Origin of the sequence: Sinanaerobacter chloroacetimidivorans (genome assembly GCF_018128545.1) — a bacterium.
Classification (GTDB): Bacteria; Bacillota; Clostridia; order Peptostreptococcales; family Anaerovoracaceae; genus Sinanaerobacter; species Sinanaerobacter chloroacetimidivorans.
The window spans coordinates 161,338-176,038 of record NZ_JAGSND010000007.1 but is presented as its reverse complement, the minus strand read 5'-3'; the positions used below and the strand labels follow the sequence as shown (position 1 = coordinate 176,038).

10 protein-coding genes are annotated in these 14,701 nt (G+C 47.2%); all 10 read right to left on the bottom strand.

Going from position 1 to position 14,701, the window contains the following annotated elements; all coding sequences use genetic code 11:
- Positions 1–82: 82 nt before the first annotated feature.
- The 10 genes from KCX82_RS12170 to KCX82_RS12125 all read right to left on the bottom strand — a co-directional run bounded on the left by KCX82_RS12170 (position 83) and on the right by KCX82_RS12125 (position 14,272).
- Positions 83–1,675 carry a copper amine oxidase N-terminal domain-containing protein gene (locus KCX82_RS12170; RefSeq protein WP_227018740.1) on the bottom strand — a complete coding sequence of 531 codons (1,593 nt, stop codon included), beginning with the start codon at positions 1,673–1,675 and terminating at the stop codon, positions 83–85.
- 327 nt (positions 1,676–2,002) lie between these two features.
- Positions 2,003–3,187, bottom strand: coding sequence for a pyridoxal phosphate-dependent aminotransferase (locus KCX82_RS12165; RefSeq protein ID WP_227018739.1), 1,185 nt, complete (start codon positions 3,185–3,187; stop codon positions 2,003–2,005).
- Entirely contained in the window at positions 3,184–4,272 is a 1,089-nt protein-coding gene (gene buk / locus KCX82_RS12160; RefSeq protein ID WP_227018738.1) for a butyrate kinase, read from the bottom strand. The genes KCX82_RS12165 and buk overlap by 4 nt, the downstream gene beginning before the upstream one ends.
- A gap of 97 nt (positions 4,273–4,369) precedes the next feature.
- Positions 4,370–5,833 carry a tryptophanase gene (locus KCX82_RS12155; protein ID WP_465250655.1) on the bottom strand — a complete coding sequence of 488 codons (1,464 nt, stop codon included), beginning with the start codon at positions 5,831–5,833 and terminating at the stop codon, positions 4,370–4,372.
- Between the two features lie 3 nt (positions 5,834–5,836).
- The gene (locus tag KCX82_RS12150) at positions 5,837–6,499 is read right to left on the bottom strand and encodes a hypothetical protein (protein ID WP_227018737.1); all 663 of its coding nucleotides are present in this window, start codon (positions 6,497–6,499) and stop codon (positions 5,837–5,839) included.
- Positions 6,500–6,514: 15 nt separating this feature from the next.
- Entirely contained in the window at positions 6,515–7,429 is a 915-nt protein-coding gene (locus KCX82_RS12145; protein ID WP_319633353.1) for a phosphate acyltransferase, read from the bottom strand.
- A 276-nt stretch (positions 7,430–7,705) separates the two neighbouring features.
- A complete protein-coding gene (locus tag KCX82_RS12140; RefSeq protein ID WP_227018735.1) occupies positions 7,706–9,163 on the bottom strand; it encodes a sodium-dependent transporter in 1,458 nt (485 codons plus the stop codon).
- A gap of 210 nt (positions 9,164–9,373) precedes the next feature.
- On the bottom strand, positions 9,374–9,967 hold the full coding sequence (locus KCX82_RS12135; RefSeq protein WP_227018734.1) for an indolepyruvate oxidoreductase subunit beta: 594 nt from the start codon (positions 9,965–9,967) through the stop codon (positions 9,374–9,376).
- A complete protein-coding gene (gene iorA, locus KCX82_RS12130) occupies positions 9,964–11,739 on the bottom strand; it encodes an indolepyruvate ferredoxin oxidoreductase subunit alpha (RefSeq protein WP_227018733.1) in 1,776 nt (591 codons plus the stop codon). The genes KCX82_RS12135 and iorA overlap by 4 nt, the downstream gene beginning before the upstream one ends.
- A gap of 469 nt (positions 11,740–12,208) precedes the next feature.
- Entirely contained in the window at positions 12,209–14,272 is a 2,064-nt protein-coding gene (locus KCX82_RS12125; protein WP_227018732.1) for a sigma 54-interacting transcriptional regulator, read from the bottom strand.
- Positions 14,273–14,701: the final 429 nt, after the last annotated feature.

The following is a 14,701-nucleotide window of genomic DNA, read 5'->3' as shown; positions in this document are numbered from 1 at the left end:
TATTTCAGCCTTCTCTGTAAAATAGATATCAATTGGTGGTCATCCCCAAATATCAGGTCGGGCTTCGCCATGTTCATGTTCTTCACTTAATCTTTTCAACATTGATTTGATTCGTGGTCTTATTATAATAACAGATGTTGTCCCCTTCAATAGAAACAGAATTAAGCCTGATGTCGCCTTCCCTCTCCATAATCAGCTTGCCGTCTTTGTCATAGACCCACATCCATAGGCTTCCGATACCGTCATCTTTCATAGGACTCTTTCCGATATCGCATATAAGGTATTGTTCCCCCTTGTCACCTCTCAGCGCCATATCAGAGCAAGTGATAATATGGTTTCCGTCCTCAAGAGGAGATGCGTTCACTTCACCGCCCGCCTTAATGAAAAACCCGTTTCTGTCTGCGATATACAGATTACCGTTTAGCACCGCAAAATCAGAAGCAAAATTAGTTGCCGAGCCGTTAAAGTTATACATGGAAATTTCCGTGCCGTCTTCGAGGTTTCTTTTCCGAATTTCCTTTCCCGTATTGTAATACAGGTAATTTCCCTCGATTTGAACTCCATATGCCTCACCTGTTATGCGCACAGCCTCGTCCGTCTTTATATTTACCCTGTACACGGCTTTTCCCGCATCCCCGGCAAAGGGCTCCGCCAGAAGATAAAGATCATCTCCGATGAGATATACGCCCCGTCTGCCGTTGAATCCATTCATTTCGGTTCTGTACTCATACCTGTTTTCGCTCCCGCCCAGTTTGACATAGGCGCCTTCTTCATTTTTCATTTCCAGACGATCCGGTCCGAATTTCAGTTCTGTGAATGCAAAGGTCTTTCCTCCCGTGGAATAAATCTCTGCCGGGTATTCTCTGCGGCCGTTCAGCTCAGTCATGCTTCCGTCTGCGTTTAAAGCAAATTGATGAGGGGTTCCCAGGGATGCGCCCTCCGTATGATAGTAAAGCCTTGGCACCCCATTTTCATCGTTAAAAAGATGGATGACCCACCCTGGGCAGTGATAAACCTTTTTCGATTTCGTCAGATCGGAAAAGGTGGTCTGCATGATGTCGTTATTCTCTCCCAGATAATAGATATAGCCGTGGTTTACGATCACCCCAGGTTCATCTTCTTCCTTGCACTGATACTGAGGAATCTCAAACTGGCCTACAGGCGTAATCGCAGGCGACAAAGGCATATCCTGATTTTTTTGGATACTAACAGTCTTGGACGCCCTATCCCAGGAAACAGTATACCCCAGTACTTCAAACACCGCTCGTATCGGCATATATGTTCTGCCTCCCATGATTAGGGGAGGAGCATCAAGCAGGTAGAATGTGTCCGTATTCACTCTCATGATCGGATCCCCGGCGGTAAGCCTGATGACGCTCCCGTCTTTTGATATAATAATGTTTCTTTCGCCTGAGCCCGCATCCGTTTCAAATAATACTGTCGCTCCGATTTTCTCGAGAGCCTTTTTTACCGGTACCTGTGCCTTGCCCGCGCTGTCGATAAAGGGGATTCCCATCCCGTCATCCTGAGAGAAAGCCAGCTTTGTCCCATCGATGATAATGTTGATTTCCTTCTTTTCTTCTGCATAAACCCCGCCGTCTTTCAGGCAGACTCCCGCCTGAAAGGACAATACTATAAGCACTGCCATGAACATAGCAGCAATGCGCTTTTTCATTTTGAAACACCTCACTTTTGATCTCCTAATTTTTTGTCCATCCTTCAATACAACACGAATAAGTTCGGCACTTCCTCCATCGTTCCTGAAGAGCCGTTATCAGCCTCCGTTTTACCGCAGCCTTATCCCTTCTGCAAAGATACCTAGATTATATCAAAAGATCGAATAGAAGCAAAGCAGTTCAACTCTATCCCATTTATATTCTAAAAAAATCAAAAACCGTTCAAATTTGGAACGGTTTTCTGATTTTTTGTATAAAGGAACAATAGAGATGCCCCGTACATAACTTTGGGTTCAGCGAACGTAAAAGTCCTGTTGAGCGGAGTCTTATCTTACCTCAAGCAGCAGCTCTTTGAACTTGGGTAAAGCTGCCATAATGGCATCGTAAGAGACGCAATAAGCGATCCTTACATAACCGGGGCATCCGAAAGCAGATCCCGGTACCAGGATGAGCTGATGCTGCTTTGCCATCTGGCAAAACTCCTTGTCGCTTTCTATGGGAGATTTTACAAAGAGATAGAACGCTCCCTGCGGTTTGACGCATTCATATCCCGCCTCAATCAAGCCCTGATAGAGCGCTTCTCTGTTCTTGTTATAGCCGTCTGTATCCGCTTCCATATCCAAACATTTTGCAACAACCCGCTGCATCAGGGAAGGCGCATTTACAAAACCCAGAATCCGGTTTGCCGTACCGGCGCCGCTGACCACAGCTTCAAAGTCGGCAACTTCATCGGGAATGACAAGATAGCCGATCCGCTCCCCGGGCAGAGACAGAGACTTGCTGTAAGAATAAGCAACGATGGTATTTTCATAATACTGCGGTATATATGGTACAAAAACACCGTCGTATACAAGCTCCCGGTAAGGCTCATCCGCAATGAGATAAATATCGGTATGAAATTCTTTCTGTGCTTCTCTTAATATCTCCGCCAGTTTTGTGACGGTTTCTTCCGAATAGACGACTCCGGTAGGATTATTGGGAGAATTAACGATCACCGCTTTCGTCCTGTTTGTGAGTTTCTCTTTAAACTTCTCCAGATTCGGCTGAAAGTCCGCCGTATCAGGCGGCACAACGACAAGCCTTCCGCCGTAATTCTCTGCGTAAGCACGATATTCACTGAAAAAAGGCGCAAAGACTACGACCTCATCCTCCGGGTCCATCAATGTTTTCAAAATCACATTGAGCCCTCCTGCTGCGCCTGTTGTCATCAGGATATTTTGCACTGCGAAGTTGGTGTTAAATTTCTTGTTGATAGATTCCGCAATGGCGCTGCGCACATCCTCATATCCGGCATTGTTCATATATCCGTGGATAAAGGTCGGCTTTTCGTTCTGTAAAATATCAAGGATGATCTGGTTTATCTCCCGCGGCGGCGGAGTATTCGGATTTCCGAGGCTGAAATCATATACGTTTTCCGCACCGTACAATTCCTTCATCTTTTTTCCGTCTTCAAACATGGCTCGGATCATAGAACTGTTCTCTATAGATTCCTTCATTTTTTTTGATATCATCTTTTCTTCCTCTCCTTTCTGATTGGCTGGTATTCCCTTGCCGTCTCTTCGCCTCTCAGGATTCGGAGAGCTCCGAATGCCAGGGCTTCCATTTCGTCTTCTCCCGGTAAGATTTCGATAGGGGCAATGAAATTGACCCGTTCTGCGATCATATTGGTCAGCATCTTGGAATAAGCCAGTCCCCCCGTCAGGATAATATAATCGATCTCGCCTCTTAAGACAGGGGCCATTTCTCCGATCCCCTTGGCAATTTGATATGCCATGGCTTCATACACCAGCCTTGCCCGTTCATTGCCTTCCACGATCATCTTCTCGATTTCTTTGCAGTCGGAGGTTCCGAAATACGCCTTTAAACCGCCCTGTCCCCGGACCTTTCGGGCCATTTCCTTCTTGTTGTATTTACCGGAATAACACATGTCGATGACATAGAAAAGCGGTACGCTTCCCGAACGCTCCGGAGCGAAGGGACCTGCATCGTCCCCGATCGCATCAATGATCTTACCGTCTTCATGAATTGCGATGGATATCCCTCCCCCCAGATGAGCCACAATCAGACGCAGGTCTTCGTATTGCCTGCCATGCTTTGCCGCTGCTTTACGTGCCGTAGCTTTCATATTCAGCACATGGCACATGCTGTGCCTCCGCACATCCGGCATCCCTGTCGTGGCTGCGATTTCCGGAAATTCATCCGCCGTAACCGCGTCATAAATATAGGCGTTTATACCAAGAGGCATCGCGATTTCCGAAGCCAGCAGCGCACCTAAATTGGAAGCATGCGGAGAAGCTTCCTCATTATAAATCGCATCGATCATGGTTTCCGTTACAAGATACCCGCCCCCGAGCATGTTGGGCAGAAGGCCTCCCCGGCCTGCCACCGCCGACAATTCCGAAAGCTCTACCTTATGTTTTGACAAAATAGAATAGACGGCCATCGTTCGGAAACCCATCTGATCCAAGATATCTAAGCTGTTGAGTTCTTCGGCGGTATGCTCGATGCATTCGGAAAAAATCCTGTTTTCATTTTCATACAGGGCTACTTTTGTTGAAGTAGAACCCGGATTGATCGCAAGAACTTTATAATTCATTCCATTACTCCCTTCCTGTTAATATTAGCAAATCGGGCTTCTGAACGAGCCTCCTCCTTTTTTCCTGGATCTTTCTGAAAATCCCTGCATCCTGTAATTACTCAATCGGAGCTAAGCTGGCCTGAAAATGTCGTAGAATCGGCGGCTCCCAGGTAATCTTGTAGCCGTGATTGATGCTTTCACGGCGTTTCCAGACCTCATGAATCGCCTCAATAACCATATCATAATGACTTTGGGTATAGACACGGCGCGGTATTGCAAGCCGTGTAAACTCGTTTATCGACTTGAGCTGCTCTCCAGTGTCGGGATCATTGCCGATCATGTAGGAGCCGATATCGCAGGAACGCAAGCCGCATTCCTTGTACAATTCCACAGCCAGTACCTGCCCGGGGAATTCATGGTATGGCAGCTGGGGATAGAATTTTGCAGCATCAAGGAAAATTCCATGGCCGCCTGGCGGGCTTTGATAAGGAATTTCCAGTTCATCCAACCGTTCACCAAAATACTCCATTGTACCAATACGGTAGCGCAGCCAGCTTTCGTCAAGTCCCTCATAGAGACCAACTGCAAGGCACTCAAGATCACGGCCGTTAAGACCGCCATAGGAATAAAAGCCCTCATAGCTGATACAGTTCGCTTTGATGTTCAAGATGTAAGGTGCGTTCTCATCCTTGACGCCGATTAAACCGCCCATATTGACAATGGTATCTTTCTTTGCGGACATTGTGAAAGTATCTGCCAAATCGAAGAAGGCATGGATAATCTCTTTAATGGACATATCCTTACATTCCGGCTCACGCATTTTAACGAACATTGCATTTTCTGCATAACGTGCCGCATCAATATTGAGATGAATCTGATATTTTTGGCAAACCGACGCAACCTCGCGCATATTTTTCAAGGAAACCGGCTGACCGCCGGCAGAATTGTTGGTAATCGTCATAACGACCATGCCGATATTTTCAGGACCCTTTTCCTTGATCATCTCCTCCATTTTTGCCACATCCATGTTTCCCTTAAATGGAGCACGCAGCTGACTATCCGCAGCCTCGGGGTTACAGCACTCAAGGCAGCGGGCACCGGCTAACTCAACATGTGCACGTGTTGTATCGAAAAATAGGTTTGCGATCGCATATTTCCCTTTTTCCAGGAAACTGGGAAACAAGACTTTTTCTGCAGCACGCCCTTGATGGACAGGCTGAATATAGCCATACCCAAAGACATCCTTTGCTGCTTCAACCAATTTAAAATAGCTTTTCCCACCTGCATAAGCCTCATCACCAAGCATCAGTGCCGCCCATTGTGCGTCGCTCATCGCGTTGGTACCGGAATCGGTCAGAGTATCGACGTACACGTCCTCGCCGCGCAGGCGAAAAAGGTTGTACTCCGCCTCTCTGATGTACTGCTCCCGCTGCTCGCGAGTCGTCATTTTGATAGGTTCCACCATCTTAATACGGTATGGTTCTGGAATAAAATGTGCCATAATACTACCTCCATTTTTTAAATTATATAGAGCCCCGGTCCCCGTCGCTCTGGCAGGTAGCGGACAGCACTTGAACAATATTTAGTTTTTTCTGGAAATCCCCAGGATAGCTCCCAGGCAAATAGAAAGCATAGCCGCCATAAGCACGCGGTATTCCGGCGGCAGCATGAAGGTTACGGTATGCGCCGGGATCCAGAAGACCGGAATCGTCCTGCAGACTACAAAGGTGACAAAGCCTTTTAAATCGGCGGCGTCCAGCACCTCGTTCAAGGTTAGCTTCCTCATCTGAAACATTTTGCCCTGGCCCAAGTCGATCCATGTATCGGTAATGCGATGGAATAACATAAACGACGGCCCAAAAAACAGATTCGTTATGGCGCTGATAAAAAAGGCTGTCACAAGAATTGGAAAGAAGCCTTCCCCTTCGATAAAAGGCAGATATCCCCTCTCCATACAGCTTCGGACCCCCGCGTCAAACAATACGAACATCAGTGTGACCATGATTCCGATGATGCCCCAGACGATCACGCGCCATAAGATGCCGTTCGGCTTCTTCCAGTTTCCCGTCACGATCCGGATCGCCAGCAGCTCACCCATGGTGGCTAGAACAGCAAACTTTATAAATCCCATAAGATATGGGGAAGTTTTTGAAGCTGTTATAAACATGGTATGGGTCCCAGGTGTGATCAGAAAAGCGATCACACCGAGCAATACTGCCCCCCACAGAATATCTCCCTTCTTCATTGATACCCCACAAATCTAATCAATCTTCTGCTTATTCGCCGATGCCGCGGATAATACCAGTGAAAGGTATTTTTCCTCAGCCGTGGCGCCTCTTGATACCAAAACGATCGGGGCGCCGGCGCCTGCGATCATGCCTGCCATCTTCGCGCCCGCGGTGAACTGGAAGGCTTTAGCCAGCAGATTACCGCTGGTCATGTTGGGCATGAGGAGGATATCCGTATCCCCCGTAACAGGACTAGAATATCCCTTGATTTCGGCAGCCTCGGGACTCATGGCCAGATCATAGGATATGGGGCCTTCCACGATGCAGCCGGGAAGTTTCCCTTCTCTGTTCATCGTTTTCAGCAGATCTCCGTCGACGGATTCCTGCATTTTCGGGTTTACCAGCTCTGCCGCCGCCAAAACGGCTACTTTGGGATTTTCATAGCCCAAACCATTGAGGACTTTTACTGCGTTCATGAGGATCTGCGCCTTTTCGCCGGTATCGGGATACGGCAGCATCCCGCCATCGGTCAATACCAGAAGCTTATGATAGCCCGGCACTTCAAAGATACCGAAGTGGGACATCAGTCCCCCCTTCTGCAGACCCCGTTCCTTGTTTACCACTTCTTTGAGGAGATCCGCCGTCTGAAGCTTTCCTTTCATGAGAAAATCCGCTTCTCCTTCACGCACCATCCGAACTGCCCTGCGGGCCGCCGCAGCATCGTCGCCGATATTGACAACCTCTGCTTCCGGAAAGGAAAACCCTTCTTTTTTCATAATGCTTTCTATTTTGGCTTGATCCCCGATTAAAATCGGCACCGCAATCCCGTTTTCATAAGCCCTGTGAATTCCCTCCAGTGTATGCTCATCATGGGCTGCGGCAACAGCCACTTTTTTCTTTTGAGGATTTTTTTGGACAAATTGAATCAGTTCTTCAAAATTTTTCATCATTCACTCCACAAATAGTGTGCCGCTTTTCTTACACCTAGTGTACTGTCACGTTGAAATTTGGAATTACTGCGCCGAATAAATTTTCAGTCTGCTAGACGGAGGAGGAAGGCGTAGCCGCAGCTACGGCGACCGACGACAACAACGCAGATGGAACTTTAGACAACGGCCTACGGCCTCCGACTCGCTCCGCTCGTATGCTGTCCGTTTTGCCGAACCAAGCAAGCTTGGGGCAAAAAGGCAAGCAGTAAACCTAATTCTCAGCGTGTCAGTACACTAGTTTGGCACGGTGCTCTTTTTTCTGTAAAAAACGATATAAGCAAATACCAGAACAATCGCTGCTGCGACGATCATTGCCGTCACAGAATGGAATTTATCCCAATATCCTTTAAAGAAGATGACCAGGACGATCAGGGGCAGGATATAGGATACATAGGCTCTGACGGCAGCCGGGAACTTTCGGCCTTCCCCTGCATTGGCCTCATTGAAAAAGCCTTGCCAGCCCCAGCCGTATCGATAGGTACAGAACATCAGGTAAACCAACGAGCCTAAAGGCAAGACGTTGTTGGACACAATAAAGTCTTCCAGATCCAGGACGACTGTGCCTTCACCGAGAGGCTCGAATCCGCTCCAGAGGTTGAACCCTAAAATACAGGGCATCGATAAAAGAATAACTGCGACGATATTGACCATGACCGCCTTTTTTCTTTCCCAGTTCCATAAATCAATGGCAAAGGAAATAATATTCTCAAATACGGCGACAATCGTCGTCAAAGCCGCAAAGGACAGGAACAGGAAGAAGAGGGCGCCCCAGATAATTCCGCCGGTCATATGATTGAAAATATTCGGCAGTGTGATGAAAATCAGACCCGGTCCCGCACCGGGCTCTACGCTGAAGGCAAAGCATGCCGGAATAATAATAAGACCAGCCATCAGAGCAACCAGTGTGTCCAGCACCGTAATGCTGACGGCCTCTCCCGTAAGTGAACGGGATTTATCCAGATAGCTTCCGAATATAGCCATAGAGCCCATACCAAGGGACAAGGTGAAAAATGCCTGGCCCATTGCCGCGAATATGACATTACCGAGTCCCTGTTCCATCGCCCTTCCAAAATCGGGCTTCAGGTAAAAGCTCAGGCCTGCTCCTGCGCCTTCCAGTGTAATAGAACGGACAACCAGCACGGCCATCAGTGCGAGCAGGCAAATCATCATAATCTTTGTGATCTTTTCGACCCCGTTTCTTAAACCCATGGAACAGATTCCGAAAGAAATTAAAATTGCGATCACCGCCCATAACGTAAGCGTTCCCGGTGAACCGAGCATTTCGCCAAAATTGCCGGCGACCTGATCCGGAGTCAGTCCCGAAAAATCGCCTCTTACAGATTTAAAGCAGTAATAAAGCATCCAGCCGCCTACCATGGTGTAGAACATCATCAGCAGATAATTGCCCGCCATTGCGATATAACCGAATAAATGCCATTTGGTTCCCTCCGGCTGCAGTACCCGAAAGGAAGAAGCCGCGCTTTTCTGGCTTCCCCGGCCTACCGAGAATTCCATGATCATGATCGGGAGACCCAGTATTACAAGAAATAATAAATAGATAAGAATGAATGCCGCTCCGCCGTAAAGGCCTGTAACGTAAGGAAATCTCCACACATTTCCAAGGCCGACGGCGCAGCCGGCGGAGACCAGGATGAAGCCCAGTCTTGAAGCAAATTGTTCTCTTTCTTTCATAGTGATCCCTCCTAAATTTTATAACGCTTAAGTTGAAAAATTTCGAATGTAGAAATTTTTCTTACATCTGTGCGTTTCAACGTCCCTTCCAGGGACTCCGACTCGCTTTGCTCGCTGCTGTCCATTTTGCCAGCCAAGCGAGCTTGGGGCAAAAGGGCAACGAGGCGGGGAATATGCCCACCGCCTGTGAAATTAAGTTGAACCCGCCACCTAAAAGGTGGGGGACAGCTTCGCCTCGTTATATCCTGCGCTAAACGCATTCCAGTTAATTTCTTCGAAGCCCTTTTTTACATTTTTTCTGATCAATGATTCCCAATCGATCTCATGTAAGTTCATCGCCTTCGCCAACGCTCCGAGCAATACCACGTTCATGATCTTAGTATTTCCCAGATTCCGGGCAATGTCTCCCGCTTTTATCACAACGGTGTCGGCTGCCGCCTGTAATGTTCCTATGACGTCATCCGGATATTGTTCCGCTCCGATTTGAATCGGTACCGTGGGCATCTCAAAATCATTGACCACTAACTCACCTCCCGGTTTCAGATATTCGATCCATCTTAACGCTTCCATTTTTTCAAAAGCCACGATCACATCAGCTTCACCCTTTCCCATGATTGGGGAATGGACCTTATCCCCAAAACGGATCTGAGTGCTTACGTTACCTCCTCTCTGCGACATGCCGTGGATCTCCGACATTTTCACGTCATAACCCGCTTGCAGCAAGCCCTCGGTTAAAATCTTACTGGCAAGTATGGTTCCCTGCCCACCGACGCCGACCAACAGAATATTTTTTACGCCGCTCATTTCACTACCTCCTCGATTGCATCAAACCTGCAGACCTGTCTGCAGACGCCGCATCCCGTACAGGATTCTGCGCTGATCCGCACCGTCTCATCCGAGAGGATAGCGGGGCATCCGGTTTTCACGCATAGTTTGCACTTGGTGCATTTTTCCTGATCGATCACGCATTTCTTCGGACGAAGATCAAATTCCCTGTTGTCCTGATCGGTAAACTTTTTCAGGATGCAAGGCCATTTCGCGATGATAACGGCTGGCTCATCCTTATTCAGAGCGCCATCGAGCGCTTCTTCCGCTTCCGAGAGCATGAGGGGATTCAGAACAGTAATATTCTCTTCCTTTACACCAATCGCTCTGCAGATTGCCGGAATATCAGCCTCAATGGCAGGCTCGCCCATAAGCGTGTACCCGGTTCCGGGATTTTCCTGATGGCCTGTCATAGCGGTGATGCGATTGTCTAAAATGATCGTTACGCTGTTTCCTCTGTTATAAACGACGTCCATAAGGCTTGTTATCCCTGAGTGGAAGAAGGTCGAATCGCCGATGACGGATACGATCTTCAGATCAGACCCCGCCTTTTTCAAAACGGTGGATGCGCCGTGCCCTGTACTGATGCTTCCGCCCATGCAGAAACAGGTATGCATCGCGGAAAGCGGCGGCGCCGAACCTAATGTATAGCATCCGATATCTCCGGTAACGATGAGCTTCTTCTGTTTTTTGCTCAAGGTATAGAATATCCCTCTGTGGGGACAGCCTGCACAGAGAGCCGGAGGTCTGGCGGTGGCTTTTTTATCGACCTTTAATGCTTCCGTTTCTATCCCCATGACGGCCTTTCTGACGATATCGGGATTCAGTTCATCCATTTTCGGGATGATTTCTTTTCCGATGCACGAAATACCCGCCATTTTCAGGTGGTTCTCAATATATGGGTCCATTTCCTCCAAGACATACAGCTTCTTTATTCTGGCCGCAAATTTTTTTATTTTCTCCATCGGCATAGGGAAAGTCATCCCCAGCTTTAAATATGAAGCGTCTTTTCCGAATACTTCCTTCGCGTACTGATACGCCACGCCCGAACTGATGACGCCGACTTCGGTTCCGTTGTATTCCTCGCAGTTTATTTCCGCCGTATTGGAATAGTCCTCCATAGCCTTCAGACGTTCCTCCAGCTTTCTTCTCAGCACTTTCCCGTTTGCCGGAGTGGCTACAAACTTGGCGATGTTATGATGGTACGGGATCACTTCCTTTTCCGCTCTGTCCTCAAGCTCCACCAGACTTTTGCTGTGACATACTCTGGTCGTCATGCGCAGCAAAACAGGAGTGTCAAACCGTTCGCTCAGTTCAAGCCCCAATTTGGTAAAATCCTTGGCTTCCTGACTGTCCGAGGGCTCTAGCATCAGGACCCTGGCTGCTGCGGCATAATTCCGGTTGTCCTGTTCATTCTGGGAGCTATGCATTCCCGGATCATCAGCTGAGACAATAACACAGCCTCCGGTAACGCCGGTATACGCAAAAGTGAACAGGGGGTCAGCCGCCACATTGAGGCCTACATGCTTCATGGCTGCCAGAGAGCGGGCCCCCGCCACGGAGGCGCCGATTGCCGCTTCCAGTGCCACTTTTTCATTCGGAGCCCACTCACAGTAAATGTCGGCTTTGTACCTTACCATGTTTTCAAGGATCTCAGTGCTGGGAGTTCCCGGATAAGCAGAAGCAAACCAAAGACCGCCTTCATACGCGCCCCGTGCTACCGCTTCATTTCCGGTGAGAATGTTTTTCATGATTCACCTCCAAAATAAATTCAAAATTCAAAATATTTGATTAAATTTCAGAGCAAGTCTCATGCCAGTCATTATCTGGATATTGTTTATAAGCATAAGTAGAAAAGTTTCGACTGTAGAAAATTTTCTTACATCTGCGCGTTTCAACGAGGCGTGGGACATTAACGCCTCGTTATTTTAGTACAGATTTATAGAATCGGCTTATTTTCCCCGCCTGCTTCTATAGATCAGTTTTTTGAAACAAAACAAATGCGGGTTTTACGGGTTTTATGGGTTTTTCTATAAATACCAAACCGCCCCATAAATTCCATAGAGGTCTCGAAGGCCGCTTCCTGTGTTTTTCGGCAAACGCTATGCCAGATCTTACTTCGCTATATCTCTAAGAATAAAAAATACGGGGTTTGGGGGACGTTCACGAAGTTACCGTTAAATCCCATAAATCCCGTATTCTCTTGTCTTATTCAGAAAGTCATGATTTCCTGTTGGATAAAAAAGCCATGCCTCTTGATGTGATTACCGTACCGGCTTTTGTTTGATTAATTACCACCAATCCTTGTTTTTCGAGCGTTTTTAATATTCTGCGAATTTCCTGCTCTCCCAAAAAAACTCCCTGATCCTTTGCCAGGAGGCTGATGCTTCTTCGTCCTAGTCTATGCCGTTTTTCCAGTCCTTCTTTCAATAACCTCAAAACAAAAATACTTTGATCATCCGTTTGTTCAGGGTTCACAGCGTTAACCGGACGTTCCTGTTCGGAGATATTTTCGGGTCGATCCACTGTAAAAGATGCGTACAGGGGAACAATTTGAGAAAGCTCGTTAATACCGATAACCGAATGAGTAAGATTCGCGAAATATTCCATATAATTGCGCAGCTCCCGGACATTACCCGGCCAGCTGTACCGTTCCAATTCTCGCCATGCTACTTCAGTAAGATCAAACTTTTTGCCCAGCTCATTCCGAAAAGCTGCCGCCAAAATCCTAATATCCTCCGTACGCTCACGCAAAGCAGGGACCTTCAAAGGCAATACGCTCAGACGATAGTATAAGTCTTCTCTGAAAGCTCCGGTTCTGGTCAAAGCCCTCAGGTCCCGATTGGTTGCGGCAATAACCCTCGCATCCACATGAATAACGGAGCTTCCTCCAAGTCGGGTTACCTCTCTTTCCTGCAGAACTCGAAGCAGACGTTTTTGCAGGGAGGTTGACATTTCCGAGATCTCGTCCAAAAACAAAGTTCCCTTATGAGCCAATTCGAAGAATCCCAGCTTGCCTCCTTTGCGTGCTCCTGTAAAAGCGCCCTCTTCATATCCAAATAATTCACTCTCAAGAAGGCTTTCAGGAATAGCCCCGCAGTTAAGGGCAACGAACTGATACGGTTTTCGTTCAGAGGCGTTATGAATGGCCTGGGCAAACATCTCTTTTCCCGTGCCGGTTTCTCCTGTGATCAAAATCGAGGAGTTGGAAGCAGCCATACGCTGCGCGATATTTTTGCACTGCGTCATCGCTCTGCTTTCCCCTATGATATCGTCAAAACTGTACTTTGCGCGGTACCCCTTTCCCATCAGAAGCGTTCTCAGCTTATGCTGCCGGACCTCCTCGTCGTGGAACCGTTTGATTACGGCAATCGCGCCATAATGTTTCCCGGAATTGAAAATGGGCTTTACCGTCACCACCATGTTTTCTCCATTAATCTTTTTTAGAGATTCGATCACAGGGGATTTCCCGTTGATTACTTCCCGAAACGGTATTTCAGGGAAAAGCGTAACTCCGCTTTTTCCGAGTGCTTCCCCTTGCTTTATGCCGAAAATGGATTCTATCCGGTCATTGCAATTTCGAACGAGGCCGGTTTGGTCAACACTGATCACGGTGCCGTCGATCACCTCTAATAAAATTTTGACCGAACTGTTGAGGCTGTTGGCGTGCTCCAGGCTCCAGGCAGTCCCCTTATTCGGAGACTGAAATTCAATAAAATCTTTCCTGATATTTTTGCTGACGAGAATGTCCTCTCTTTCCAGTCTGACCCCCATATCAAGGATTGTAACAGTATCAAGCACCGGTTCACGTATATTGATTACCATCCTGGCATCAGGTATTTCTTCTCTGGGAATTCCTGAAGTAATTACGGTTTTATCCCGGAAAACTTCCATATCAGACAGGTCTGCAGGCTGCATATTAAAATGATTAGCTCCTGACTCCATAAGGGCTTTTAACAGCTCAAGAGCGGTTTCCATACTGTCTCCGGCTACGATAACCGGACAGCCCCTCTCTAATTTTCCGATTGGTCCCAATCCTGCCGTCTGCAATGCCGTCCTGATAAAAATGATGTTGTCCTCATTGGCGATATTGGCACGGATCTCATTAAAAATATCATAAGACTGTACCATCACAATACTGTCCTTCCCAAACTTTTCAGGAACGGGAGTACCTGTGACAACCAGCTTAATGTCAATATCAGATCCAAATATGCTTTGAAGTTGATCTGAAAAAACCTGGATCACCTGTCTGCGGTACCCTGCAATAATAATATTTTTCGCCATTCTATCCTCCAATGTTTTAATCACACTATCTTTAAATTGGGGAGAAAAGGGGGTATATCCTTAGCAGTATTTAGGTATTTTAATAGACTCTATATTAATGATTTTATCATAAAATGAAATACCAGTCAAAATGCTCAACTCCATCCACCTTGCTTTTTTACAAATCTTTTTTTACAAATAATTCTCTAAGACAAAAAAGTTGTCAATTAAGATAATGGAGGGAATCAAGGCATAAAAGCCTTATTTTTTTATCTGAATCTCATTGGCAAAACGAAAAAACGCTGAAGTTTCAACAATTCAGCGTTTTCATTCTGCCCTTTTCGGACACTTTGTGGTGAAGGTGGTGAGAGTTACACAGATTTGTTTTTAGCCATTTAGACAAATCTGCCGTCCTCGCCCAAGCACAGGGCTCGGACCAGCTCAGGGAAA